The organism is Streptomyces sp. I05A-00742 (assembly GCF_013055795.1).
Classification (GTDB): domain Bacteria; phylum Actinomycetota; class Actinomycetes; order Streptomycetales; family Streptomycetaceae; genus Streptomyces.
Genome location: NZ_JABETO010000025.1, coordinates 67785 through 93698, shown reverse-complemented (window position 1 = coordinate 93698; position 25914 = coordinate 67785). Strand labels below are relative to the sequence as shown.

Genomic DNA, 25914 nt, shown 5'->3' with positions numbered 1-25914 from the left:
CGGCTGGCCGTGCGCGACGGCGCTCCGGCGGGCCCGGCCCGCCCGGGGAACCCGTCGGTCACCGCGGCGGCGGTGCGCCCGGACGGCACCGCCGGGCTCCGCCTGGTCTGGGCGCCGGGCCCCGGCCGCGTGCGCCACCACCTCGTGCGCCAGTGCCTGCCCGGCGGGGGCTTCCGCTTCCTCGGCGGCACGTGTGGGCATGCCTACTACGTTCCGGAGCTGCGCCGTACGGCCGGCGAGGCGGTCACGCGCGTCGAGGTGCGCGCGGTGGACGAGCTGTACGCCTCCTCGGCCCCCGCCGTCGTTCCGTTCCGCTGGCCGACCCCGACCTCCCGGTAAGGACACTCGATGCACAACGACCGCACGATCACCGAAGCCCGTCTCCGGCGGGTGCTGGACGAGCGCATCCGCCCGGCCGTGTATCCCGAGTCGGTGCCGCTGACCGTCGGGGTGTGGCACGCCCCCGGCGAGCCCGTGCCCGTCGCGGAGGGGCTGGCGGCGCCGCGGACGCCCATCGGGCCGGGGGACGCCTGGGGTCCCGCGTGGGGGACGAGCTGGTTCACGGTGACGGGGTCCGTTCCCGCGGAGTGGGCGGGGCGGACCGTCGAGGTCCTGCTGGACCTGGGGTTCGACCCGAACATGACGGGGTTCCAGTGCGAGGGGCTGGTCTACCGGGCGGACGGCTCGCCGGTGAAGGGGCTCAACCCGCGCAACCAGTGGGTGCGCGTGGGCGGTCCCGTCGCCGGGGGCGAACACGTGCGGCTGCACATCGAGGCGGCCGCCAACCCCGTCATCCTCGACTACGAGCCGTTCCGCCCGACCGAGCTCGGGGACCGCACGACGGCGGACGACCGTCCGCGCTACCGGCTGGGCCGCATGGACCTCGCCGTGTTCGACACCGAGGTGTGGGAACTGGTGCAGGACCTGGAGGTCCTGGACGGGCTGATGACCGGGCTGCCCGAGGACGCGCCGCGCCGCTGGGAGATCCTGCGGGCGGTGGAACGGGCGCTGGACGCCGTGGACCTGCAGGACGTCGGCGGCACGGCCCCCCACGCCCGGGAGCGGCTGGCCGGTGTCCTGGCGGCCCCCGCGCAGGCCTCGGCGCACCGGATCAGCGCGGTCGGGCACGCCCACATCGACTCGGCGTGGCTGTGGCCGCTGCGGGAGACGGTCCGCAAGGTGGCCCGGACGACGTCCAACATGACGGCGCTGCTGGAGGACGAGCCGGAGTTCGTCTACGCCATGTCCCAGGCGCAGCAGTTCGCGTGGGTGAAGGAGCACCGGCCGGAGGTCTGGGCGCGGGTCAAGAAGGCGGTGGCGGAGGGCCGGTTCGTGCCGGTCGGCGGGATGTGGGTGGAGTCGGACACCAACATGCCCGGTTCGGAGGCGCTGGCCCGGCAGTTCGTGCACGGGAAGCGGTTCTTCCTGGAGAAGTTCGGGATCGAGACGGAGGAAGTGTGGCTGCCGGACTCGTTCGGCTACTCCGCCGCGCTGCCGCAACTCGTACGGCTTTCGGGGTCGAAGTGGTTCCTGACGCAGAAGATCTCGTGGAGCCAGATGAACAAGTTCCCGCACCACACGTTCTGGTGGGAAGGGCTCGACGGCACCCGTGTCTTCACCCACTTCCCGCCCATCGACACCTACAACGCCCAGCTGTCGGGCACCGAACTGGCCCACGCCGTCCGCAACTTCCAGGAGAAGGGCGGCGCCACCCGCTCCCTCGCCCCGACCGGCTGGGGCGACGGGGGCGGTGGCACGACGCGCGAGATGCTGGCGCGGGCGAGGCGGCTGGCGGATCTGGAGGGGTCGGCGAGAGTCGTCTTCGAGAAGCCGTCGGCGTTCTTCGAGAAGGCGCACGCCGAGTACCCGGACGCCCCGGTGTGGGCCGGCGAGCTGTACCTGGAGCTGCACCGGGCGACCCTGACCAGCCAGGCGCGGACCAAGCAGGGCAACCGCCGGGCCGAGCACCTGCTCCACGAGGCGGAGCTGTGGTCGGCGACGGCCGCGGTGCACAACGGGTTCCCCTACCCCCACGAGCGGCTGGACCGGCTGTGGAAGACCGTGCTGCTCCACCAGTTCCACGACATCCTCCCGGGCACGTCCATCGCCTGGGTGCACCGGGAGGCCGCCGCCACCTACGCCGAGGTCGCCGCCGAGCTGGAGGAACTGGTCGAGGACGCGCTGGCGGCGCTCGCCGGGGACGCCTCGGCCGGTGGCACGGTCGTCTTCAACGCGGCGCCGCACGGCCGCGGTGGCATCCCGGCGCTGGGCGCGAAGCCGGACGAGTGCCCGCTGCGGCCCGTGCCCTCGACGGCCATGGCGCGCGAGGGCGGCGGTTACGTCCTGGAGAACGGGCTGCTGCGGGTCGAGGTCGACGGCCGCGGGCTCGTCGTCTCCGTGTTCGACAAGGAGACCCGCCGCGAGACGGTCCCGCCGGGCGCGGCGGCCAATCTGCTCCAGCTCCACCAGGACTTCCCGAACATGTGGGACGCCTGGGACGTGGACCGCTTCTACCGCAACACGGTCACGGACCTCACGGACGTCACCTCGATGGAGCTCACGGACGAGGGCGCGGTCCGGGTGGTCCGCGCGTTCGGCCGGTCCCGGGTGGAACAGCGGATCGCCCTCCCGGCGGGGGTGCGGCGGGTCGACTTCACGGCCGAGGTCGACTGGCACGAGGCGGAGAAGTTCCTCAAGGCCGCCTTCCCGCTCGACGTCCACACCGACCGGGTCGCGGCGGAGACCCAGTTCGGCCACCTCCACCGGCCCACACACACCAACACCAGCTGGGACGCCGCCAAGTTCGAGGCGTGCGCGCACCGCTTCGTCCACGTGGAGGAGCACGGCTGGGGCGCGGCCCTGGTCAACGACTCGACGTACGGCTACGACGTGACGCGCGCGCCCCGCGGCCCTGAGCCGGCCGCCTCGGGGACCACCACCACCGTCCGCCTCTCCCTCCTCCGGGCCCCGCGCTTCCCCGACCCCCGCACGGACCAGGGCGTGCACCACTTCGGCTACGCCCTGGTACCCGGCGCCTGGATCGGCGACGCCGTCTGCGAGGGCTACCGCGTCAACCTGCCCGAGCGCCGGGTGCCGGGCGACCGCGGGGTGGCGCCCCTGGTCCACGTGGACAACGAGGCGGTCGTGGTGTCCGCGGTGAAACTCGCGGACGACGCGAGCGGCGACGTCGTCCTCCGCCTCTACGAGTCCCTGGGCGGCCGGGCCCGCACAGACCTGTCGTTCGGCTTCCCCGCCGGGGCCGTGCACCGCTGCGACCTGCTGGAACGGCCACTGGAGCCGGTCGAGCCCGCAGACGGCGGCGCCGTCACGCTGGCGCTGCGGGCGTTCGAGATCGTGACGCTGCGGGTGGAGCGGGGGCGGTAGGGGCCGTTGGTGGGGGGCGGTGGGCGGCGCCGGTGCGGTGGGGGGGCGGCCCCCTGCGCGCCGGCGCTGTCGGCGGCGCGGGCCGGCAGCCGCGCGGGCCGCGGCATGTGCACGGTCGGCGCCGGATCAGTGCCGGGGCATCCAGTGGTGGACCTTGTAGTCCCCCTTCTCCAGGGTCTCGAAGGGCGCGCTGCCCAGGCACTTGGGCACGCTGTTCCTGGGGAGTCCGTCCAGGGCCCAGCTGTAGCCCAGGCGGTCCTTTTGGCCCTCGTCGAGCACGGTGAAGCCGAAGCGCTTGCCCTTGATGTTCCCGATCTTCGGCAGCCCGGGGGCACTCTCGAAATGCGCCTCGGTGACGACGGCGGTGGCGACGGCGACCTTTCCGCCGGTGACCAGGCAGTCGATGCGACCCGTGAAATAGCCGCCCCAGTCCTTGCCGATGTGGTGGCTGACGCGGACGGTGCCGCGGGCCTTGTCCAGGAACCCGTGGGCGTCGAAGGTGAAGTGGACGTCGTCCCCGGGCTTCCGCAGGAGCTTCCCGGTGCCGGTGAGCGACGGCTCGTCGGCGGCCCGGGTGACGGCCGCTCTCCCGGATCCGTCCGCCGCGGCCGGACTTGTGGCGCCAGCGGTCAGGGCGATCGCCGTACAGCCGGCGAGGGCGGTGGCGACGGCGGTGAGGGGGCGACGGGTGCGGGGCATGGGGTCCTCCTGACGGACGGTCCGGCGTTCCGCCGGGGTGTCCCCCGGCGCTGACACCACTGTGCCGCCGCCCCCGCGGGCGGGGCCTCGTCCTCCGGGCGGAGGGATCTCCGCCGCGCGGCGGAACCGGCGCTCCCCCACGGCGCGGTCTCCGGCATGATCGGAGTGTGCTGGTCGCCGTCCGACTCCTCCGGGACCGCCGCGGCGGCCCGCCCGCGGCGCGGGTGCGCGCGGCCTGCGGGCGGGCGGTCGTGCGCTGGTGCGGCCCTCGGGGCGCGGCCGACGGGGCGTACCGCACTACACGACGGTGATGTGCACTGGGTGCACACCAGCGGGTGCGGGGTGCGCCTGCACTGCCTGTACCAAGCCGGCAGCCTCCAGCTGTCGGAGCACGTCGACGACGTCCTGGTGCTCCTCGGTGAGGATCTCCTCAGTGAAGCGGATGATGGCCAAGGCAATGCCCGGGGACGCCGCCGGACTGGCGTCGTCGTCGACACGCAGGATGCCCAGGAGCAGCTGGCCGAGTGCTGCCACCACGAGGGAGTCGTCACACGGCACGGCCACGTCCCAGCCGAGCAGAGCGGTGACCGGGACGACGACCCGCTCGGCGACGTCGACGAGCAGTCCCGGTAGTGCGCCTCGCGCCCCTGGTTCAGCGGCGGGCCGGACGGGCGCAGCGTACGTTCCCGGAGGTGATCGCGTTCCGGGGCAGGGCGAGGCCGAAGGCCCGTTCCAGGCCTTCGAAGAACAGCGCGAATTTGTCCGTCCAGTTGCCTGCCTTCTCCGCGATGCGGAGGTGAAGGTTGAGGAAGGACAGCGGCGCTTCCGGGGCGAACGGCGCTTCCCCCGGGGTGTACCAGATGAGCTCGTACATGCCCCGCCGGTCTTCGTCGCCGTCCTCGATGGGGAAGGGGTTCTGGTACACCCCGTCCTTCAAGTAGCTGAAGTCGTAAATGGCCTTGCCCATGGTCGCGCAGAGCCTGATCTGCTGCTCGGGAGGCGGGTCGAGGGAGCGCGAGAAGGCATGGTCGAAGTCGTGGTAGCCCAGCCACGTCCAGCCGTTCTCCTCCCCGAAGGCCAGCACGCGGGCGAGATCGTCGGTGCCCTCCCGTGCGTCTTGCTCCTTGATCTGGTGGAGCAGCAGCCCGTCGGCGATGTCCTGCGCGTCGGCCCCGTAGGCGAGGGCGACGTCCTCGGCGGTCGGTCCCTTGATGAACACGAGTTCCGTGAAGAGCTCTTGGTTCGCCCAACTGCCGGCGATCCACGCCATGCCGTCGCCCACCGGGCCCTGGCGGGCGAGGAACTCCTCGAAAGCGGCCGCCTGCTTCGGGGGCATATAGCTCTGGCGGGCCATGCGCGCCCTGTCCTCCAGCCAGTCGAGCTCCTCCACGGACCTCAGTTCGGCCACGACCACCCGGTCCCGCACGAAGGTCATCCGCCTCCCGTCAGCGTGCACGTATCGGATGTACGGGCCCTGCTGGTCCGGGCCGAACGGGTGCCACTGCCCCGATCTGGATCCGGGCCGGGGTCGCGCGCCGTCGTGGGCCCGTTGGGCGAAGTGTTCCAGCTCGGCGAGTTCCGCCGCGGGGAGGAGCACACTCGTCGGCTCGCCGCCGTCGATGACACACACCCGCTCGCCGGTCTCCTCGACGCGACCGACGAGACCCGCGAAGTCCGCTATGGCGTCGCTCAGTTCAACGTTGTCCATACGAGGAGACCTTACTGGCGGCGATGTGGCGGCCGGGCCGGGGGCGGGGGCTGAACCGCCTCTGCACCACAGAGCGTCACCGTTGTGCGGCCTGACTCACCAACAAGCGGTCAACAAACCCGCCAACAAGAAATCCACGAAACACGGCTACCGGGGGCTTCGAGACCCCAGCCTCGTCAACCAACGGCACTCGGCGGCGCACGCTCTGCGGACGGTTGTGTTGCTGGCCACTGACAAAACGGCTGTGGAAGGGGTGAAAGGGTACGTGTCGGGGCGGTATTGGGGTTGGGCTAGCGAGTTGGACCAGACGTTGGTCAATGGTCAAGGGGTGCTTCTTCACGGTGGCCCAGCTCCGCCTGGCCACGCCCCACCAGCTCAAGGCGCTCCTGCTGCCGCACCACCAGGACACGGACTACATCCGCCGCGCGCTGCGCAATCTCCTCGACGACCGCCTGGTGGGCCGGACCCACCGTGCGCAGCAGAGTTACTGGTACTGCACCCCGGCGGGCCTGGCCGAAGCCGCTGCCTCCGGTGGACTCGCGTCGAAGGCCGGCCGGACCACTGGGCAGCGCGCGGCGGCGAGGACGGGCTTGCGGGAGCATGCCCTCGCCCTGGTCGACACCGTCATCGCCTTCCACCACGTTGGGGCTGCCGACCCGGCCGACTGGCAGGTGGAAGTCGCCCCTCCCACCCCGGCGGGCTCTCTGGTGTCCGACGGTGTGATGCTCCTGGCCGACGGCTCCCACGCGTTCGTGGAGATCGACCGCACGATGTCTTACGCCCGCCTGCTCGCCAAGCTGGAGCGCTACGACGCCTACCGCAGCGCACCGACGTCCGGCCGTGGCAACGCCGCCCGCGCTCCGCGCTCCCACTGGCAGGAGATCTACGCCGGACCGTCGCTGGAGCGTCCCTTCCCGCCGCTGCTGTTCGTCCTCGCCCCCGCCCGGCGCCGCGCGGCCCCTGCAACGAGGGAGGCTGTCTTCCACGACCGCGCCCGGCCGAACTGGCGGATCACCGTGGCGACGACGACCCTGCCCCTGCTGACCGCGCACGGGTCCGAACGGCCGGTGTGGCGGGTTGTCGGCGATGGTGAGAACCGTCGGCCTCTGGCCGCGCTCCCGGCACCGCGGTGAACGTGGCGGCGGGCCGACGGCGCGGCCTGCCGCAGCTGCTGGGCAAGCCCAAGGGGAGCCTGGGCAAGCCGCCCCCGGACGGCGGCTCGCCCAGCCCGGCCGGGCCGCGCTGAGGCGGTGCCCACCCCGCCGGACGTCCCGGACGGGCTGTCGCGGAGGAGGGGGCCTGTTCCTGGCGGGATGAAGTAGGGAGCCACGCTTATCGGGTGACATCTGGCCATGCCGTGGGGGAACGGGAGTGTCCGCGGGATCGGTGTGTGCGTGAACCGATAGCTTTGCGGGTCCGGGCCCTGCTGCTCCGTGTCCCTGACGGGTGCGGTCCAGAAGGGCCCGGCTCCGTTATGCGGTAGCACCGGCCGGAGGGTGTGGTGTCCGCGCGGGTGTCGTGACGGCCCGTCCGGACAGGCGTCTGCCGAAACCCGGGCGCGCGTCCTGGGGCCTGGTCCCCGGGCCTGGCCGGGCGCGGCATGGGACCGGATGCGGAGTGGCTGTCGGGCTCGGTCTATCCGGAGTGATGCGATGGAACTCGACCGCCTGCTTCCCGCCTACGACCTTCGCTCCCGGTTCGCCCAGCGGATCCCGGCGGACCCTGCAACCGTGTGGCGGGCACTGACCGAGGTCACCGCCGGGGAACTGCCCGTCTACCGGACGCTGATGCGGCTGCGTCTGGGTGGCCGGGGCCGGGTCGAGGGGCCGTTCGTCGACAGTTTCCCCACGCCCACCCTGGTCACCGTGGACGGCGAGGAGCTGGTCAAGGGCATGGTCGCCCGGTTCTGGAAGACCCGCCCCCAGCTCGGCCCGGTCGTTCCGGGAGACGTCGCGGCGTTCATCGCGTTTGACGAGCCGGGCTGGGCCAAAGCCGCCCTGAGCCTGCGCGTCGTCCCCGATGCAGGCGGCTCGCTCTTGTCGTTCGAGACCCGGGTGCACTCCACCGATGCCCATGCCCGGCGCGCCTTCCGGGCCTACTGGCTGCTCATCCAGCTGGGCGGGGCGGCATACATCAGGATCGAGGTACTGCGCGCCGTGGCCCGTCGCGCCGAACACGCCACTACCTCAAGCCGCCCATAAGCGGAGCGAGCACGCGCTGCGCGTCGTCGCCGACAGCAGCGAGGCCCTGGTGGCCGCCTGCCCGCCAGGAGCCGAGACCCGCTGGCCTGCCCTGTACGTCAAGGCCCGTGCTGACGGGCTGCGGCTCGGCGGCGAGGCGCCGGTGGTCACCCCGAGTTCGTCCGCCGCGCTCGCCAGCGCCGTGTACGCGTCGTGGATACGCGCCGGGCGGTTCTGCGGCAGGCCGATCCGCAGATGCGCGAGGGCATAGACGACCAGGACGTGGGCGCGGGCCTGTCCGACCAGCTCGCGCGCCTCGCCGAGCCCGCTGCCCACCACCGTTTGCGCCCTGTCACTGGCCAGCTCCTGGACGGCGTCCGTGGCGTCAAGCGTGGCGTGGGCCCGGTGCAGCGGCGTGCCGACCCGGCCGAGAGCATGAGGATCCATACCTGTTCAACGCCCCGGCTCGTGTCGGCCGGGCGGTGGGAGGCCGAGTACCGGTATGACGGAGCGGGTGCGGTGGCCGGTCGTGGTGGGCCAGGCACGGGAGATCGTGAACGGGTACGCGCCGTTGAAGGTCACGCTGCGACAGGTGATGTACCGGCTGGTGTCCGTGGGCGCGCTGCCGCACACGGCGCCGATGTACCGGCGCCTGTCCGCCCAGCTGGCGCAGGCTCGCCGCGAGGGCCGTTTCCCCGAGCTGATCGACACCGTCCGCGAGGTCCACGTGCCGCCGGCCTGGCCCGACGTGGGCGCGTTCATCAGCGAGATGCCCGACTGGTTTCGCCTGGACCGCACCGAGGGCCAGGAGCACACGCTCTACGTGGCGGCGGAGACGGACACCCTGCGCCAGCAGCTGACCGGCTGGCTCTCCGACCTGGGCATCCTGCCCCGGCCGGTCGGCCGGCCCAGGACCACTCCGGAGATGGTCCTGGCCGACAAGGCCTGCTCGTCCCGGGCGATCCGCGCCCATCTCCGCCGGCGCGGGATCCGGGCAGTGATCCCACCCGCGGACGAGCCATGACCTGAGGAAATGCGGGCGCGTCGCCTCACCGGCCGGAGGTGAGGACGAAGGCCGGCGGACGGCAGCGGCTGGCGGCGGCGAGGTGGGTCCTGGTGGTCAGTCCGCCGCGGGAGCGTCCGGGGGCGTGGCCGTCCGGCTCGCCGGCCGGGGCCCCTTATGACGGGCTCCGGCGGCGTGCTGGTGGGCGCGGACGATGGTGGAGTCGACCGCGACGACCCAGTCGACGTCGCCTTCGACCTGGGCAAGCAGAGCGGTGAAGCCCCTTTCCCAGGTGCCGTCGGCGGCCCACTTCCGCAACCGGCTGTGGGCCCCCTTCCAGGAGCCGAAACGCCCGGGCAGGCCCATCCACGGCGTGCCGGTGCGGAACGTGAACGCGATCGCGTCGATCACCTGCCGGTGATCCCGCCACCACCCACCCCGCTTCGGAGTCCGGTCCGGCAGCAACGGCTCGACCCTCGCCCACCGGGCGTCGGCCGACGACACACAACAACCAACAATCAGATGACCCGAAGGAAATAGCCTAGGCGCGCACCGGTTCGTCCCACAGGTCGGTGCGGTGCGCCGCGACCTGGGCCCCGATCCGGGCCAGTACCGCGTCGGCGGGCAGCGGCGCGAGCCGACGTCCGTCGCGCAGCCGGACGGCGAGCTGTCGGACGGCGGCCTCCCTGGGGCCGATGACGGCCTGGTAGGGCACGAGCCGGGCCTCCCGCACGCGGGCGCCGAGGGTGCCGCGGTCCGGTGCGGCGACCTCGGCGCGGAGCCCGAGGGCGACGCACCGGCGGGCGAGCGCCCCCGCGGCGGGCAACTCCGCCTCGGATACGGGGAGGAGGACCAGCTGGACGGGGGGCGAGCCAGGCGGGGAAGGCGCCGCCGTGCACCTCGATGAGGTGGGCGACCGCCCGCTCCACGCTGCCGATGACGGCCCGGTGGACCATCACCGGCCGGCGCCTGGCGCCGTCCGCGCCGATGTAGTGCAGGTCGAACCGCTCGGGCTGGTGGAAGTCGATCTGCACGGTGGACAGGGTCGACTCGCGGCCCGCCGCGTCGGCGATCTGGACGTCGATCTTGGGGCCGTAGAACGCGGCCTCCCCCTCGGCCGCCTCGTAGGGCAGGCCCGAGCCGTCGAGGACCTCGGTGAGCAGCGCGACGGACCGCTCCCACAGCTCCGGCGCGTCCACGTACTTGCCGCCGGGACCGGGCAGGGAGAGCCGGTAGCGGGCCGGGGCGATGCACAGCGCCGCGTAGGCGCGGCGGATGAGTTCCAGGGCGCCCGCGGCCTCCTCGGCCGCCTGGTCCGGGGCGCAGAAGATGTGTCCGTCGTTGAGCTGGATGGCGCGGACCCGGGTCAGGCCGCCGAGGACGCCCGAGAGTTCGGAGCGGTACATGCCGCCCAGTTCGGCCATGCGCAGCGGCAGTTCGCGGTAACTGTGGGGGCGGGAGCGGTAGATGAGGGCGTGGTGCGGGCACATGCTGGGCCGCAGGACGACCTGTTCGCCGCCGAGGTCCATCGGCGGGAACATGTCGTCGTCGTAGTGGGACCAGTGGCCCGAGATCTCGTAGAGCTCCCGTTTGCCCAGCACGGGCGAGTACACGTGCCGGTAGCCCGCCCGGCGTTCGGCGTCCCGGACGTACTCCTCCAGGGCGTGCCGCACGGCCGCGCCGTCGGGCAGCAAGTACGGGAGCCCCGCGCCCATGAGCGGGTCGGTGTCGAACAGGTCGAGCTCACGGCCGAGTCGGCGGTGGTCGTGCACGGTGGTCGCCTCGGGTGGACGAGGCGAGTGACCACATGACGAAGCCCCGGGGCACTCGCCCCGGGGCTTCGGACAAAGACAGCTGTCAGCGCGCCGGGACCGTCTCCGGCGTCGTCGTGAGGTGCAGTCGGCGCGCTTCATGCCGGTCACGCCAGCACTTCAGCCCGTCCGGCGTTCGAGGACAGCGCGCGCAGCGGGCCTCCCACCCGCCCCACACCGCGCGGAGAGGAACCGTCCGCACAGCTCGGAAGCGGTCCCGCATAGCATTCCCGCATGAAGCTGCGTATGCCCCGCCGTCGGCGCGGGCGGCTGGCCGCCGCCGCGGTCGCCGTCGGCGTCCTCGCCGGTGCCGGTACCTGGACCGTGGCGGCGGCCACCGGCGGCGACCCGCCGGTGCACCGCGAGGACCGGTTCCTGACGATGCCCGAGTCCGGGACGGGAGGGACGGGAGGAGCGGGAGGAGCGGGAGAGAAGGGCGCGACGGTCCGCGTCGACACGTCGTTCTTCACCTCCGGCGGCCCGGGCCGCAGACCGGCCGTGCTGCTGGCGCACGGGTTCGGCGGTGACAAGGACGAGCTGCGGGACCGGGCGGAGGAGTTGGCCCGGTCCGGGTACGCGGTGCTGACCTGGTCGGCACGCGGCTTCGGCGACTCGTCGGGCCGGATCGGGCTGAACGACCCGGACCGCGAGGTCGCGGACGTCGGCCGGCTGATCGACTGGCTGGCCGAACGGCCCGAGGTGCGGCTGGACGGGAAGGGCGACCCCCGGGTGGGGATCGCCGGTGCCTCGTACGGCGGCGCCGTCGCCCTGCTGGCGGCCGGGCACGACAAGCGCGTCGACGCCGTCGCCCCGCAGATCACCTACTGGAACCTGGCCGATTCGCTCTTCCCGAACGACGTGTTCAAGAAGCTGTGGGCGGGCGTCTTCTTCACCACCGGCTCCACCTCGGCCGCCGCGTCGGGTCCCGGCGGGAAGCCGCCCGGCCCGGCCGCGGGCGGCGGGTGCGGCCGGTTCGACCCGGAGCTGTGCGCGATGTACGAGCGGGTGGCCGTCGCCGGGAAGCCGGACGCGCGCGCCCGTGAACTGCTCGACCGCCGAAGCCCCTCGGCCATGGCGCGGCGCATCAAGGTGCCCGCCCTGCTCGTCCAGGGGCAGAGCGACTCGCTCTTCCCGCTCGGCGAGTCCGACCGGGCGGCCGAGGCGCTCGCCCGCAACGGCGCGCCCGTCGCCGTCGACTGGATCGCGGGTGGCCACGACGCCGGCGGCTCCGAGGAGGACGACCGGATCGCGGACCGCACCCGCGCCTGGTTCGACCGCTACCTCAAGGGCGACGAGGGCGCGGACACCGGTCCGGCGTTCCGGGTCAGCCGGACCGGCGGCCTCGACACCACCGACGGCAGGGCGCGGCTGCGCGGCGCGAGCGGCGGCCGGTACCCGGGGCTGCGGAACGACCCACAGCCCGTGCCGCTGACCGGCCGGGAGCAGCGCTTCGGCAATCCGGCGGGGGCCGCGCCGCCCGCCGTGTCCTCCGTGCCGGGGCTGGGGGGTGTCTCGCGCCTGTCCGGTCTGGGCCTCGGGGTGTCGCTGGACTTCCCGGGCCAGTACGCGCGCTTCGACTCGCCGGAGCTCACGGAGAGCGTGCGCGTCACCGGGTCGCCGAGCGCCAGGGTGCGGGTGGCCTCGGACAGCGGCGAGGCGGTGCTGTTCGCGAAGGTGTACGACGTGGGGCCGGACGGGCGGCAGCAGTTGCCCGGGCAGCTCGTCACCCCGCTGCGGGTCACCGACGCCAAGGGCGGCCGGACGGTCGAGGTGCGGCTGCCGGCCGTCGACCACATCTTCGAGGCCGGGCACCGGATGCGGCTGGTGCTCTCCTCGACCGACCTCGGTCACGCCTCGCCCATCGCGCCGGCCACGTACACCGTCTCCCTCGCCGGGCGGGACCTGAGCGTCCCCACCGCGCCGGACGTGCGGACCGGCTCGGCCGCCCTGCCCTGGTGGACGTGGGGCCTGCCGGCCGCGGGCGCGGTCGTGGCGGTGGCGCTGCTGGTCACCGGCCGGCGGCGGACGTCCGTACCGCCGCCCGACCCGGCGCTGGCGGACGTCCCGCTGGAGATCAGCGGGCTGAGCAAGCGGTACGCCAAGTCGGCGGACCGGTACGCCGTCCGCGACCTGTCGTTCCGGGTCGAGCGCGGCCAGGTGCTCGGTCTGCTGGGGCCGAACGGCGCGGGCAAGACCACGACGCTGCGGATGCTCATGGGGCTGATCCGCCCCGACGGCGGTGAGGTGCGCGTCTTCGGCCGGGCGATCCGGCCCGGCGCGCCCGTGCTGTCGCGGGTGGGGGCGTTCGTGGAGGGCGCGGGGTTCCTGCCGCACCTGTCCGGCCGGGCCAACCTGGACCTGTACTGGCGGGCCACGGGCCGCCCGGCGGAGGACGCGCACGTCGAGGAGGCCCTGGAGATCGCCGGGCTCGGCCCGGCGCTGGAACGCGCCGTCCGCACGTACTCGCAGGGCATGCGGCAGCGGCTGGCGATCGCCCAGGCCATGCTCGGCCTGCCGGACCTGCTGATCCTGGACGAGCCGACGAACGGTCTCGACCCGCCGCAGATCCGGGAGATGCGCGAGGTGATGATCCGTTACGCGGCGGCCGGGCGCACGGTCATCGTCTCCAGCCATCTGCTGGCCGAGGTCGAGCAGAGCTGCACCCACCTCGTGGTGATGGACCGGGGGCGGCTGGTGACGGCCGGGCCGGTCGCGGAGATCACCGGTGCGGGAGAGACGCTGCTGGTCGGGGTGGAGGGCGAGGTGTCCGAGGTGGTCGCGGAGAAGGTGGCCGCCCTGCCCGGTGTGGCCTCGGCCGTGCGCGTGGACGCGGGGCTGCTGGTGCGGCTCGACGGTGCGAGCACCCCGGAACTGCTGGTGGAACTGATCCGGCTGGAGATTCCCGTGACGGGCGTGGGCCCGCACCGGCGGCTGGAGGACGCGTTCCTGACCCTGATCGGAGGCCAGGCATGAACGGCACGAGCACGGCGCGGGCGGCCGCGCCCGGCTACCGCGCGGGGCGCACGCTGCCCCTGCGGGTCGAGGCGGCGCGGCAGTTGCGGCGGCGGCGCACCCTGGTGGTCGGCGGGATCCTGGCCGTCCTGCCGTTCGTGCTGATCGCGGCGTTCGCGATCGGCGGGCGGTCGGGCGGTCGCGACGGGCGGGTGACGCTGATGGACACCGCCACGGCGTCCGGGGCCAACTTCGCGGCCACGGCCGTGTTCGTCTCGGCCGGTTTCCTGCTGGTGGTGCCCGTGGCCCTGTTCTGCGGCGACACCGTGGCGTCGGAGGCGAGCTGGTCGTCGCTGCGCTATCTGCTGGCCGCGCCCGTGCCCCGGGTCCGGCTGTTGCTGAGCAAGCTGACGGTGGCCCTGGGCTTCAGCGCGGCGGCGATCCTGCTGCTGCCGCTGGTGGCGCTGGCGGCGGGCACAGCGGCGTACGGGTGGGGGCCGTTGCGGATCCCCACCGGCGGGTCGCTCCCGGCCGACACGGCGGTGGCCCGGCTGGCGGCCGTCGTCCTCTACGTCTTCGTCAGCCAACTGGTCACGGCGGCCCTGGCGTTCTGGCTGTCGACCGTGACGGACGCGCCGCTCGGCGCGGTCGGCGGGGCGATGGGCCTGACCGTCCTCGGCAACGTCCTGGACGCGGTCACCGCGCTCGGCCACTGGCGCGACCTGCTGCCCGCCCACTGGCAGTACGCGTGGGCGGACATCCTCCAGCCGCACGCCGAGTGGGGCGGCATGATCAAGGGCGCGGCGGTGTCGACGGCGTACGCGATGGTGCTCTTCGCGCTCGCCTTCCGGCACTTCCGGGCGAAGGACGTGGTGTCCTGACGGCCGGTCGCGGTACGGGCCCCTCGTGACGGGCCGGCGCGGCGTTCTGCCAGGCTGGCCCGTGCCCGCGTGAGCTCCCCTCGTACGGAGGTTCCCCCCATGGACGCAGCAGCCGCCGCAGCCCGCACCTTCTGGCAGCTGGCCGAACCGGTGCACGCCGTCACCTATTTCGCCCCCGAGGCGTCGGCCGCCTACGAGGAGGCGGGGCTGCGCGGCTGGTGGCGCGGCTACTTCGCCGGCCGCGCCGCGCCGTTCGGTCCGGTCGGCCCGGAGCCGGTGGCGGCCTCGTTCTTCGGTTTCGCCCCGGCCATGGTGGCCCGCGCGCTGCCCTCCGTCTGGGAGTTCGTCTCCCCCGGCCGCGCCCTGGAACTACGGCGCGCCGGGGCGCGGCACGCGCTGCGCCGGCTGCTCGCCGGGCGGGACGCGGAGGTGGGGAGAGCCGCTGATCTGCTCGCCGGGTACCTCCGCGAACCGGACTGCAGCGGCCGGGTGCTCAGCGCCGCCAACATGGCGCTGGGCTTCCCCGTCGACCCCCTCGACCGGCTGTGGCACGCCGCGACCCTGCTGCGCGAGCACCGCGGGGACGGCCATGTGGCGGCCCTCGTCGCCGCGGGGCTGGACGGCTGCGAGTCCCTGGTCCTGCGCACCGGCCTCGACATCCCGCGCTCCGAGCTCCAGCCCTTCCGCGGCTGGACGGACGACGAGTGGGAGGCGGCGGCCCGCCGGCTGGCCGACCGCGGGCTGCTCGCCCCGGACGGCACCGCCACCGAGGAGGGGCGGCGGCTGCACACGGCGGTCGAGGAGGCGACGGACCGGGCGGCGGCGCGGCCGTGGCGGGGCGTCGCGCCCGACGGCGTACGGGAGTTGACGGACGTCCTCACTCCCCTGGCCCTGGCCTGCGCGGGTGAGCTGCGGTTCCCCAACCCCATCGGGCTGCCGGAGCCGGGGGTCGCCGCCCGCTGACCGCGCCGTCCCGCGTCCGATCCGGATATTCGGGTGTCGGCGGGTGATCCCCTGCGCCAGTATCACCCGCATGGCACGGTACGAGGCTCTGTTGATCGGAGGACGCTCCGGCGTCGGCAAGTCCACGGTGGGGTGGGAGGTTTCGGAACTGCTCGACGCGGCGGGCGTCACCCACTGCGTCCTGGACGGCGACTACCTGGGGCACGTGGTCCCGCCGCCCCCGACGGACCCGCACCGCTCGGCCCTCACGGAGCGGAACCTGGCCGCGGTGTGGGCGAACTTCACCGCGCTCGGCCATCGCCGGCTGATCTACACCAACACGGTGAGCGTGCTGGAGGAGGACATGTTCCGCCGCGCGCTCGGCGGCGACTCGCTCCGTCTCGTCAAGGTGCTCCTCACCGCCACGAACGAGACGGCCGCCGCCCGGCTCGGCCTCCGCGAGACCGGCACCCAGCTCGCCGTCCACCTCGAACGCAGCGCGCGGGCGGCGCGCCGGCTGGCGGAGCACGCGCCGCCGGACACGGTCACGGTGGCCACCGACGGGAGGTCGGTGCTGGAGGTCGCGTGCGAGGTGGTGACGGCCACGGGCTGGTAGAAGGACCGGTGCCGCCGCGTGGGGCGAGCCGCGCCGAACGAGTGCTGAACGACGAGCAGTTCCGACGCTGCTCAAGAGGTCGAAGGCCGGCTTTCCCAGGTGAAGGTTCAGCCCGCCCCAGACCGTCCCTGAAGCGAGCTGCACGCCTGGAAACGGTCAGGCGTGGCTGAATATTGAATATCGGAGGAAAGCCATCGTGGTCACTACAGATCAGCTGCGAAGCGCATTCGGTACGAACCGCATCCGCATCGTCCCACGCGAGCGGATTCCCCATGAAATACATTCACGTTCAGCACAAAAAGCACTGGCCGAGATCGGACTGCCGCCCGCCCTCATGGATATCGTGATGGTGCACTCGGAAATCACCTCTTCCATACCAAAACTGTCCAAAGTGTACGCACGCTACGGAGAGTCGGCACCACCCCACTTGGCACAGTTGTTCAAGATCGCCCAATTTGGAGCCGGCAGCGCCTGCCTGGACGGCGGAAGCGGCCAGGTCCTCCTTGTGATCCTGGATCGCCCCAACCTTGATCCACCGTTGATCAACAGCACCCTTGAATTCTTCATCGAGTTCCTGCACGAAATCGAATTGGGACGTGCGGCCGCCGCGGGGGACGATTCACCCCTCCCTCATATCCGCCGACTGACCGACCGACTCGCGGCGTTGGATCCGCCCGCCATGGGCGAACTGTCACCGTGGCATTTTGTGATCGAGGCTGCCCTCGACGAGTCGAATTGGTGACGGCGGGTCGCGCGGGCGGGCGCGGAGGCCGGGTAGGCGTCCGCGCCGTAGCAGGAGCGCGGCGGCCGTCCGGCCTTCGTCGGCGTCAGCCGTCCTTCACCATCCGGTAGACCGGGGCGAAGATCATCCCGGGGAGCAGGAGCCAGCTGCCGCCCAGGCAGAGGGCCTGGAAGCCATGGGCCGGATCCCCGGAGAGGGCCGCCGTGCAGCCGTAGGCCACGGCCAGGAAGACGAGGGCGCGCAGCGACTGGCCGACCGGTGACCAGGCGCTTTCGCTCAGCAGGTCCGTGTCCACCCCCAGGGCGAACGTGAAGACCCAGGGCAGCATGCACAGCCCGAAGACGACCGCGATGCCCGCCCAGACTCCCGCGGATCCGTCCAGCAGGTCCACCCGCCACCCGCCGTCCGCCAGCTGCCGCAGCTCCGAGGAGGTGCCGTGGTAGGCGCCGAGGGCGGGATCGGACGGTGACCACAGCACCTTGATGTGCTCGCCCGCCCGCAGGCGCTCATTGGTGCGGATCGGTCCGACGGGGAGCCGGGCGGGGCCGCCGGGGACCGTGACCCGCAGGCGGCTGGAGTACCCGGTGACGCGGTCGGGGACGTCATCGTCGTAGAAGGTGTCGACGACGCGCGGCGGCTCCGCGATGGTGGCGGTGGCGACCTGGGCGCCCGCGCGCTGGAGCGCGGCCTGCTGGCTGTCGCGGCCCGGCAGGGCCAGGAAGGTGGCGGCGGTCATGCCGGCCACCAGGAGCAGGACGTGCGTGGCGAGCTGCCGGGTCTTGATCCACCCGTCCGACTCGTACGGCACCTCGTCGAACAGGTGCCGGCTCCCGAGGTCCCCGAGCGGGTCCTTCTCCAGGGAGACCCGGCCGGCCCGTCGCCGGGGCCCGCGCCGGCCGTGGATCCGGCGGACCCACAGCAGGACCGCCCGGAGGAGCGCGGCCCCCGCCGCCGTCCAGACGCAGACCAGGACGCCGGTGTGCGGCGCCGGCTGGTGGTCGATCCCGAGCGCCCAGCCGAACGCCACCACGGTGGCGGCGCAGGCCAGGCCGGCGCTCAGGCGTACCGCCTGTGTCAGCGCGTTCTGGATCATCAGATATCGCATATGTGTGCCCCCCATGGCTGTGCACCGCGGCGTGCGCGGCGAGGCAACAGTGGATCACATGAGTGGGGCCCAATCACCACATACCCCCTGGAGGCGCCAATTCCGGCGCCCGCCCACCCTTGCACCCCATACACCCTGGGGGTATATATGAAGATGTTCAAGAGATACCCCCCAGGGGTATAAGATCCTCACAGGAACCGACCAGCGCACCAGGAGGCACCCCATGTCGTCGCCGAACATCGCCACCCCCGCCGTCACCACCGTCTACGCCGTCTCCGGTATGAGCTGCGGTCACTGCGAGACCGCGGTCACCCGGGCGGTCGGTGCCCTGGACGCGGTCCGGGCCGTGACGGTCGACGTGCCCGCCGGCCGCGTCATGGTCACCACGTCCGGCGAACCCGACGACACCCTGGTCGCCGACGCCGTGGACGACGCCGGATACGAGCTCACCGGCCGCGCCTGACCCCCGCCACTCCGCGCGACGTCCCCGCCGGGCCCGCTCCCACCGGACCCGGCACACTCCCCAGCCACAGGAGCAGCGATGCCCAGCACCACCACCGGGACCTCCGGCACAGCCCGGGTCGAACTCGCCATCGGCGGTATGACCTGCGCGTCGTGTGCGGCCCGCGTCGAGAAGAAGCTCAACCGCATGGACGGGGTGGCGGCCACCGTCAACTACGCCACCGAGAAGGCGCAGGTCACGTATGAGGCCGACGTCACGGTGGCCGACCTGATCGCCACGGTCGAGGCCACGGGCTACACGGCGGAGCCCCCCGCGCCCGCGCGCTCCGAGGCCCGGGGAGAGGGCGGGGGAGGGGACGGCGGGCCGGACGAGCTGCGCCCGCTGCGCGAGCGGCTGATCACCGCCGTGGTGCTCGCGGTGCCGGTGGTGGTGCTGGCCATGGTGCCGGCCTGGCAGTTCGAGTACTGGCAGTGGCTGTCCCTGACCCTGACCGCACCGGTCGTCACCTACGCCGCCTGGCCGTTCCACCGGGCCGCGTTCACCAACGCCCGGCACGGCGCGGCCACCATGGACACGCTGATCTCGCTGGGCACGTCGGCCGCGTTCCTGTGGTCGGTGTGGGCACTGTTCTTCGGGCACGCCGGGATGCCCGGGATGACGCACTCCTTCGAGCTGACGATCGCGCGCGGCGACGGAGCGGAGAACATCTACCTGGAGGCGGCGGCCGGGGTCACCGCCTTCATCCTGGCCGGCCGCTACTTCGAGGCGCGCTCCAAGCGCAAGGCCGGTGCCGCGCTCAAGGCGCTGCTGGAGCTGGGCGCCAAGGAGGTGACGGTCCTCCGCGACGGCCGCGAGGTGCTGATCCGCACGGAGCGACTCGCGGTGGGCGACCGCTTCGTCGTCCGGCCCGGGGAGAAGATCGCCACCGACGGCACGGTGGTGGAGGGAAGTTCGGCCGTGGACGCCTCGATGCTGACCGGCGAGTCCGTGCCCGTCGAGGTGGGCGTGGGCGACGCGGTCACCGGCGCGACGATCAACGCGGGCGGCCGGCTGGTGGTGGAGGCCACCCGGGTCGGCGCGGACACCCAACTGGCGCGGATGGCGCGGCTGGTGGAGGACGCCCAGAACGGCAAGGCCGCGGCGCAGCGGCTCGCCGACCGGATCTCGGCCGTCTTCGTCCCCGTGGTCATCGCGCTGGCCCTGGGCACGCTCGCCTTCTGGCTGCTGAGCGGCGCCGGGCTGACCGCCGCGTTCACCGCCGCCGTGGCCGTGCTGATCATCGCCTGCCCGTGCGCCCTGGGTCTCGCCACCCCGACCGCGCTGATGGTCGGCACCGGGCGCGGAGCGCAGCTGGGCATCCTCATCAAGGGTCCCGAGGTGCTGGAGACCACGCGCGGCGTGGACACGATCGTCCTGGACAAGACCGGGACCGTCACCACCGGCCGGATGACCCTGCTGGGCGTCACCGCGGTCGCGGGCACGGCGGAGGACGAGGTGCTGCGGCTGGCCGGGGCGCTGGAGCACGCGTCCGAGCACCCGATCGCCCGCGCGGTGGCGGCGGGCGCCGCGGAACGGGTCGGCGCGCTGCCGGTGCCGGAGGACTTCGCCAACGTGCCCGGGCTCGGGGTGCAGGGCGTCGTCGACGGGCACGCGGTGCTCGTCGGGCGGGAGAAGCTGCTCGTCGAGTGGGCGATGGCGCTGCCCGGGGAGCTGGCTGCGGCGCGGGACGCGGCCGAGGCGGCGGGCCGGACGGCCGTCCTGGTGGCCTGGGACGGAGCGGCGCGGGCGGTCCTGGAGGTCGCCGACGCGGTGAAGGAGACCAGCCCGGAGGCCGTGCGGCGGCTGCGGGCGCTGGGCCTGACCCCGATCCTGCTGACCGGTGACAACGGGGCGGTGGCCGAGGCCGTGGCCGCCGAGGTGGGCATCGACGAGGTGATCGCCGAGGTGCTGCCCGAGGACAAGGTGGATGTCGTCAAGCGACTGCAGGCCGAGGGACGTTCGGTGGCCATGGTCGGTGACGGCGTCAACGACGCGGCGGCGCTGGCCCAGGCCGACCTGGGGCTGGCGATGGGCACCGGGACCGACGCGGCCATCGAGGCGGGCGACCTCACGCTCGTCCGGGGCGACCTGCGGGCCGCGGCGGACGCGATCCGGCTCTCCCGCCGGACGCTGGGGACCATCAAGTCCAACCTCTTCTGGGCCTTCGCCTACAACGTGGCCGCCCTGCCGCTGGCCGCGTCCGGGCTGCTCAACCCGATGATCGCGGGGGCGGCGATGGCCTTCTCCTCGGTCTTCGTCGTCGGCAACAGCCTGCGGCTGCGGAGCTTCCGCGCGGCCGGCTGAGGGCGGGCGGCGCACGCGACGCGCGGACGCCGGACCGGACGGATTCCGTCCGGTCCGGCGTCCGTGCGTCGGGCTCGTGATGAATCCGTAACAACGGGATCCTCCGCACCGTCCGACGCGTCTCTCCCGGTGACAGCACGACTGACAACACGACTGACAGCACGACTCACAGCACGACCGAGCGACACGGAACAGACGGAACAAAGGGACGGGACGACGCCATGGCACTGCCGCAACTGCACAGGAACAGGATCACGGCACTGGTCGCGGTCACCGTCTTCGGCTTCGCCGGCACCCTGACCGCCGCGGTCACCGCGGAGGCCGTCGGCCGGAGCACCGCGGCGAGCGCCCCGGCGGAGGACGGCCCGAGGGAAGGGCGGACCGACGGCGGGCACGCGGGGAGCGTCGTCGTGGTGCGGAACGGCACGGCGCCGGCGCCGGTCTTCCCCGACCGGTGAGCAAGCACCCCCTAAAGCCGGTCGCACTCCAGGCCGTTCAGCTTCTTCCCGCCTCCGGAGAGCGTCACCTTCACCCGGTTCCACGGCACCGCTCCCGGCACCTCGTTGTGGGCCGCGGTGCACACCAGCTGGTTCCGCGCGATCCGCGTGAGGCCCGTGACGTCCACCGGCAGCCGGATGTCGACCCGCCCCTGGCCCGTCGTGACCACGACGTCCGTCCCGGGCCCGGGCTTCCTCGGGACCTCGCTGTAGAGGCCCCGGATGCCCTCCGCCTCGTTGGGCCCGTCCAGCAGCAGCCGCACCGCGTCCTCCGCGCCCACCGGGCCGTCCGCCGGCCGGGGGACGCCGATGACGTCGCTGACCGCGGCGAAGTACAGCCGGGCCTGCCAGCCAGGGCCGCCCGGCCGCTTGACGCCCGTGGCCGGCTGGCCGAACTCGATGACCTCGGTCGGCTCGATGCCGCAGCCCGCGAGCGTGCCCAGCAGGAGCACCGCGGCCAGTCCGCGTCGTGCCCTCACTCCTCGTCACCTCCTGTGCGCAGCGGGAGGTCCACGGTGAACACCGCTCCTCCCCCGGGCGCGTTGGCGGCCCGGACGGTCCCGTGGTGGAGCCGGACGTTCTCCAGCGTGATGGCGAGGCCGAGGCCGCTGCCCTCGGAGCGGGCCCGGGCGGCGTCGGCCTTGTAGAAGCGGTCGAAGACGTGGGGCAGGACCTCGGGGTCGATGCCCTCGCCGCGGTCGGCGACCTCGATGAGCAGCCGCTCGCCCGTACCGTCCGTGTCCTCCGTGCGGACCGCCACCCGCACCGGCTCCCCGCCGTGCCGCAGGGCGTTGCCGACGAGGTTGGCGATCACGACGTCGATGCGCCGGGCGTCCAGCCGGGCCCGCACGCTCTCGGGCAGGTCGGCGGTGACCTTGTCCTGCCAGTTGCGGGCCTGGAGGGTCTTGCGAACGCTCTCGGCCACGTCGACCTCGTCGAGGTGCAGGGCCGCGGCGCCCGCGTCGAAGCGGGAGATCTCCATCAGGTCCTCGACCATGCGGGCGAGCTTCCCCGTCTCCTCGCTGATCAGCCGGACGGCGTGGGCGGTGTCCGGGTCGAACGTGGCGGCGTCCTCGTCGAGCACGTCGACGACGGCGGTCATGGCGGCCAGCGGGGTGCGCAGTTCGTGCGAGACGTCGGCGGCGAAGCGTCGCGCGTTGGCCTCCATGCGGCGGAGTTCGGCGACATTCTCCTCCAGCGCGGCGGCCATGCCGTTGAACGTCCTTGAGAGGTCGGCGAGTTCGTCGCGGCCGGTGACCTTGAGCCGGGTGTCGAGGGCGCCCTCCGTGATCTGCTGGGCGCCGCGCCGCAGTTCGCGGACGGGCCGGAGGACGCCGCTCGCGGCGATGAGCGCCGGCACCACGGCGAGGGCGACGGCGGGCAGTGCCCCGCTCTGGGCGGCGTTGACGAGGGCGCGGACGTTGGCCTCGTCCTCGCGGAGCGGTACCCGCGCGAAGACCTCCAGGCCGGAGGGCTGCTTCTGGTCGTCGCTGTAGGTGACGGGCAGGCCGATGACGAGCCAGGGCCTGCCGTTGTCCTCGATGCGCTGGACGGCGGAGATCCCGGCCTGCACCTTCTTGCGCACCCCGGTCCCGATGACGCCGTCCTCACCGGGCCTGAGGGCCGGCACCATGGGCCCGTTGCGGTAGCGGGTGTGCACGATCCAGCGCTGGGACGCCGCGCCGGCCCGGTTGAGGTTCGTCGCGAACTTGGTGAGGGCCTCGGTGCCGGGCGGGAAGGACAGATCGGGCACCTGGGAGTTGACCTGTCCGCGCAGGGCGTCGACCGAGGTGTCCTGGGTGCGCTGGAGGATCGCGGTGCGGGCCTCCCGGAAGGTGAGGGCCGCGGTGGCGAGCGCGCTCAGCGCGGCGACGAGCAGGAACGCGACCACGAGCCGGGCGCGCAGACCGCGGGCCAGAGTGCGCAGGGCGGGCCGCCGGGACGTGGCCGGCGCCCGGTCCCCGGCGGGCTCCGGGCGCCTCGCGGAGGGACGTCGCAACGCGGGACGTCTCACAACGGCCCGAACCGGTAGCCGAAGCCGCGCACGGTCTGGATGTAGCGGGGCGACCGCGTGGAGTCCTCGACCTTGGTGCGGAGCCGCATCACACAGGCGTCCACCAGCCGGGCGTCACCGTGGTAGCTGTGCTCCCAGACGTGCTCCAGAAGCTGCTGGCGGCTGAAGACCCGGCCGGGGGTGGCGGAGAGGTGGAGCAGCAGCTTCATCTCGGAGGGCGCGAGCGCGAGGTCCTGGCCGTGCTTGGAGACCAGCAGCCCGGCGCGGTCGACGACCAGGTCGCCGTGGACCTCGGCGGCCTGGGCGGCGGGCACGGCGTCCGGTCCGCCGTCGACGGGGGCGGCGCGGCGGAGGACCGCGCGGATGCGGGCCTCCAGGACCTCGCCGCGGGCCGGTTTGACGATGTAGTCGTCGGCGCCCGCCTCCAGTCCGAGGACGACGTCGATGTCGTCGCCGCGGGCGGTGAGCATGATGATCGGGAGCTGCTGGGTGGTGCGGATCCGGCGGCAGACCTCGAAGCCGCTGATGTCGGGGAGCATCAGATCGAGCAGGACGAGATCGGGCCGGAAGGCGCCGAGCGCGGCGAGCCCGGCCTCACCGGTCGCCGCGGCCTCGACCTCATGACCGCGGCGGCGCAGGGTGAGGGTGACCCCTTCCCGTACCGCCCGGTCGTCCTCGATCAGAAGCACGCGTGACATACGGACAGTATCGATCGGGTAAGCACATCAACGCGCCGGATGCGGTCGCGAGCCGGGAACTGTCACCGATTGCTCATATTCACCTCCCGCGACTCCCCTCCCTCCAGCCTCACTCCTCGTCTTTCTCCTCCCACTTCACCGGACTCCCCTTCCGGAACAGTCCGCGGCGGGATAATGACCGTCGGTTGTCCGTACCCCGTCAAGCACCACCACCGCAGTGATCCGGAGGTCGTCGTGAGCACGCATGAGGTCTTCAACCAGGCCCCGCCCCTGACCGGCTTCACCACCGCCGACGACCCCGCGCTGCTGGAGGCGCTGCGCCGGGACGGCGGGGCCTGGGGCGAGGCGGAGGTGCGGGAGCTCGGGGAGCGGGCGGGCTCGGACGAGGTGCAGGACTGGGCGCGGATGGCCGAGGCGTCCCCGCCGGTGCTCCGGACCCATGACCGGTACGGCCACCGCGTCGACGAGGTCGAGTTCCACCCCGCCTGGCACCGGCTGATGGCCGCCGCCGTGGAGAGCGGGCAGCACGCCGCCCCCTGGACGGACGGGCGGGCCGGCGCCCACCTGGTGCGCGCGGCCAAGTTCTATGTCTGGGCCCAGGCCGAGCCCGGCCACGGCTGTCCCGTCTCCATGACCAACGCCGCCGTCCCCGCCCTGCGCGCCCAGCCCGACCTGGCCGCCGTCTACGAGCCGCTGCTCGCCTCGCGGGAGTACGACTACGGGCTGCGGCCGCCGCTCGCCAAGCGCGGGCTGATCGCCGGCATGTCGATGACGGAGAAGCAGGGCGGTTCGGACGTCCGCGCCAACACCACCGCGGCCGTCCCGACCGGCGACGGAACGTATCTGATCACCGGGCACAAGTGGTTCACCTCGGCGCCCATGAGCGACGTCTTCCTGGTGCTCGCCCAGGCCGAGCAGGGCCTCACCTGCTTCCTCATGCCGCGCGTCCTGCCGGACGGCACCCGCAACGCCCTGCGCCTCCAGCGGCTGAAGGACAAGCTGGGCAACCGCTCCAACGCCTCGGCCGAGATCGAGTACGAGCAGGCCGTGGCCTGGCCCGTCGGCGAGCCCGGACGCGGCGTACGGACCATCGTGGAGATGGTCAACATGACCCGGCTCGACTGTGTCATCGGCTCCGCCGCCGGGATGCGCGCCGGGCTGCGGCAGGCGCTGCACCACACCGCGCACCGCCGCGCCTTCGGCGCCGAGCTGATCGACCAGCCGCTGATGCGCAACGTCCTGGCGGACCTGGCCGTCGAGTCCGAGGCCGCCACGCTCCTGGCCATGCGCCTGGCCGCCGCCCTGGACCGGGCGGAGGCCGGCGACACCCGGGAACGCGCCCTGCGCCGGCTCGCCCTCGCGGCCGGCAAGTACTGGGTGTGCAAGCGCGGCAGCGCGCACGCGGCCGAGGCGCTGGAGTGCCTGGGCGGCAACGGCTACGTCGAGGAGTCCGGCATGCCCCGCCTCTACCGGGAGGCCCCGCTGCTCTCCATCTGGGAGGGCTCCGGCAATGTCTCGGCCCTCGACGTCCTCCGCGTCCTCACCCGGGAACCGGAGGCCCTGGAGGCCTGGTTCGCCGAGGTCGACGCCGCCGCCGGCGCGGACCCCCGCCTCGACGCGGCCACCGCCCGGCTGCGCACCCTCCTCACCACCCTCGACGACCCCCACCGCGCCCAGCTCACCGCCCGCCGCCTCGCCGAGCAGTTCACCCTCGTCCTCCAGGGCAGCCTCCTCGTCCGGCACTCCGCTCCCGCCGTCGCCGACGCGTTCTGCGCCTCCCGGCTGGACGGCGACTGGGGTCAGGCCTTCGGCACCCTGCCGACCGGGGCCGACCTGGGGGCGATCCTGGAACGGGCGGTGGCGAAGGACGTGTGAC

General features: G+C 73.3%; 21 protein-coding genes and 3 pseudogenes. 15 read left to right on the top strand and 9 right to left on the bottom strand.

Annotated features, from left to right (window positions below):
• Positions 1 to 339, top strand: a pseudogene (locus tag HN013_RS22370) (endo-beta-N-acetylglucosaminidase); the annotation flags it as partial.
• A 9-nt stretch (positions 340 to 348) separates the two neighbouring features.
• A complete protein-coding gene (locus HN013_RS22365) occupies positions 349 to 3384 on the top strand; it encodes a glycoside hydrolase family 38 C-terminal domain-containing protein (protein ID WP_171168983.1) in 3036 nt (1011 codons plus the stop codon).
• Positions 3385 to 3510: 126 nt separating this feature from the next.
• Here the strand turns inward: HN013_RS22365 and HN013_RS22360 are convergent, their stop codons facing one another.
• On the bottom strand, positions 3511 to 4083 hold the full coding sequence (locus HN013_RS22360) for a hypothetical protein (RefSeq protein WP_171168980.1): 573 nt from the start codon (positions 4081 to 4083) through the stop codon (positions 3511 to 3513).
• Between the two features lie 312 nt (positions 4084 to 4395).
• Here HN013_RS22360 and HN013_RS22355 point away from each other — a divergent pair, with 312 nt between their 5' ends.
• Positions 4396 to 4716, top strand: coding sequence for a hypothetical protein (locus HN013_RS22355; protein ID WP_171168978.1), 321 nt, complete (start codon positions 4396 to 4398; stop codon positions 4714 to 4716).
• A gap of 19 nt (positions 4717 to 4735) precedes the next feature.
• On the opposite strand, the gene HN013_RS22350 is transcribed toward HN013_RS22355, so the two are convergent.
• On the bottom strand, positions 4736 to 5791 hold the full coding sequence (locus HN013_RS22350; protein ID WP_171168975.1) for a type II toxin-antitoxin system Phd/YefM family antitoxin: 1056 nt from the start codon (positions 5789 to 5791) through the stop codon (positions 4736 to 4738).
• A gap of 341 nt (positions 5792 to 6132) precedes the next feature.
• On the opposite strand from HN013_RS22350, the gene HN013_RS22345 reads away from it, so the two are divergent.
• On the top strand, positions 6133 to 6924 hold the full coding sequence (locus tag HN013_RS22345; RefSeq protein ID WP_312018682.1) for a replication-relaxation family protein: 792 nt from the start codon (positions 6133 to 6135) through the stop codon (positions 6922 to 6924).
• A gap of 519 nt (positions 6925 to 7443) precedes the next feature.
• On the top strand, positions 7444 to 7992 hold the full coding sequence (locus HN013_RS22340) for a hypothetical protein (protein WP_171168974.1): 549 nt from the start codon (positions 7444 to 7446) through the stop codon (positions 7990 to 7992).
• Here HN013_RS22340 and HN013_RS22335 read toward each other — a convergent pair.
• Positions 7978 to 8418 carry a hypothetical protein gene (locus HN013_RS22335; protein ID WP_171168972.1) on the bottom strand — a complete coding sequence of 147 codons (441 nt, stop codon included), beginning with the start codon at positions 8416 to 8418 and terminating at the stop codon, positions 7978 to 7980. The two genes, HN013_RS22340 and HN013_RS22335, sit on opposite strands and share 15 nt — an antisense overlap.
• Before the next feature lie 448 nt (positions 8419 to 8866).
• On the opposite strand from HN013_RS22335, the pseudogene HN013_RS22325 reads away from it, so the two are divergent.
• A pseudogene (locus HN013_RS22325) lies at positions 8867 to 8977 on the top strand (IS5/IS1182 family transposase); the annotation flags it as partial.
• A gap of 114 nt (positions 8978 to 9091) precedes the next feature.
• On the opposite strand, the gene HN013_RS22320 reads toward HN013_RS22325, so the two are convergent.
• Entirely contained in the window at positions 9092 to 9478 is a 387-nt protein-coding gene (locus HN013_RS22320; protein ID WP_171168969.1) for an IS5 family transposase, read from the bottom strand.
• Between the two features lie 37 nt (positions 9479 to 9515).
• A pseudogene (gene thrS, locus HN013_RS22315) lies at positions 9516 to 10746 on the bottom strand (threonine--tRNA ligase).
• A 273-nt stretch (positions 10747 to 11019) separates the two neighbouring features.
• On the opposite strand from thrS, the gene HN013_RS22310 reads away from it, so the two are divergent.
• From HN013_RS22310 to HN013_RS22290, 5 genes are all read left to right on the top strand, one after another.
• A complete protein-coding gene (locus tag HN013_RS22310; protein ID WP_171168967.1) occupies positions 11020 to 13758 on the top strand; it encodes an alpha/beta fold hydrolase in 2739 nt (912 codons plus the stop codon).
• Positions 13755 to 14618, top strand: a complete 864-nt coding sequence (locus HN013_RS22305) for an ABC transporter permease (RefSeq protein WP_171168965.1) — start codon at positions 13755 to 13757, stop codon at positions 14616 to 14618. Before HN013_RS22310 ends, HN013_RS22305 begins: the two co-directional genes overlap by 4 nt.
• A gap of 99 nt (positions 14619 to 14717) precedes the next feature.
• Entirely contained in the window at positions 14718 to 15581 is an 864-nt protein-coding gene (locus tag HN013_RS22300; RefSeq protein ID WP_171168964.1) for an SCO6745 family protein, read from the top strand.
• Positions 15582 to 15651: 70 nt separating this feature from the next.
• Positions 15652 to 16176, top strand: coding sequence for an adenylyl-sulfate kinase (locus HN013_RS22295; protein ID WP_171168962.1), 525 nt, complete (start codon positions 15652 to 15654; stop codon positions 16174 to 16176).
• Positions 16177 to 16372: 196 nt separating this feature from the next.
• Positions 16373 to 16918, top strand: coding sequence for an SUKH-4 family immunity protein (locus tag HN013_RS22290; RefSeq protein ID WP_171168960.1), 546 nt, complete (start codon positions 16373 to 16375; stop codon positions 16916 to 16918).
• 85 nt (positions 16919 to 17003) lie between these two features.
• On the opposite strand, the gene HN013_RS22285 is transcribed toward HN013_RS22290, so the two are convergent.
• Complete coding sequence (locus HN013_RS22285; protein ID WP_171168958.1) at positions 17004 to 18011, bottom strand: hypothetical protein; 1008 nt, start codon at positions 18009 to 18011, stop codon at positions 17004 to 17006.
• A 235-nt stretch (positions 18012 to 18246) separates the two neighbouring features.
• On the opposite strand from HN013_RS22285, the gene HN013_RS22280 reads away from it, so the two are divergent.
• From HN013_RS22280 to HN013_RS22270, 3 genes are all read left to right on the top strand, one after another.
• The gene (locus tag HN013_RS22280) at positions 18247 to 18486 is read left to right on the top strand and encodes a heavy-metal-associated domain-containing protein (protein WP_171168956.1); all 240 of its coding nucleotides are present in this window, start codon (positions 18247 to 18249) and stop codon (positions 18484 to 18486) included.
• Positions 18487 to 18564: 78 nt separating this feature from the next.
• Positions 18565 to 20829 (top strand): cation-translocating P-type ATPase, encoded by a 2265-nt coding sequence (locus tag HN013_RS22275; RefSeq protein ID WP_171168955.1) that lies wholly within the window; start codon positions 18565 to 18567, stop codon positions 20827 to 20829.
• Positions 20830 to 21050: 221 nt separating this feature from the next.
• Complete coding sequence (locus HN013_RS22270; protein ID WP_171168953.1) at positions 21051 to 21287, top strand: hypothetical protein; 237 nt, start codon at positions 21051 to 21053, stop codon at positions 21285 to 21287.
• Positions 21288 to 21298: 11 nt separating this feature from the next.
• Here HN013_RS22270 and HN013_RS22265 read toward each other — a convergent pair whose 3' ends face one another.
• The 3 genes from HN013_RS22265 to HN013_RS22255 are packed head-to-tail and all read right to left on the bottom strand — an operon-like array spanning position 21299 to position 24038.
• Positions 21299 to 21805 carry a GerMN domain-containing protein gene (locus HN013_RS22265; protein ID WP_171168951.1) on the bottom strand — a complete coding sequence of 169 codons (507 nt, stop codon included), beginning with the start codon at positions 21803 to 21805 and terminating at the stop codon, positions 21299 to 21301.
• Positions 21802 to 23325, bottom strand: a complete 1524-nt coding sequence (locus tag HN013_RS22260) for an ATP-binding protein (RefSeq protein WP_171168949.1) — start codon at positions 23323 to 23325, stop codon at positions 21802 to 21804. Before HN013_RS22260 ends, HN013_RS22265 begins: the two co-directional genes overlap by 4 nt.
• Before the next feature lie 11 nt (positions 23326 to 23336).
• Positions 23337 to 24038: a response regulator transcription factor gene (locus HN013_RS22255; RefSeq protein ID WP_171168947.1), complete on the bottom strand. Its 702-nt coding sequence runs from the start codon at positions 24036 to 24038 to the stop codon at positions 23337 to 23339.
• 174 nt (positions 24039 to 24212) lie between these two features.
• On the opposite strand from HN013_RS22255, the gene HN013_RS22250 reads away from it, so the two are divergent.
• Positions 24213 to 25913: an acyl-CoA dehydrogenase family protein gene (locus tag HN013_RS22250; protein WP_171168944.1), complete on the top strand. Its 1701-nt coding sequence runs from the start codon at positions 24213 to 24215 to the stop codon at positions 25911 to 25913.
• Position 25914 lies beyond the last annotated feature (1 nt).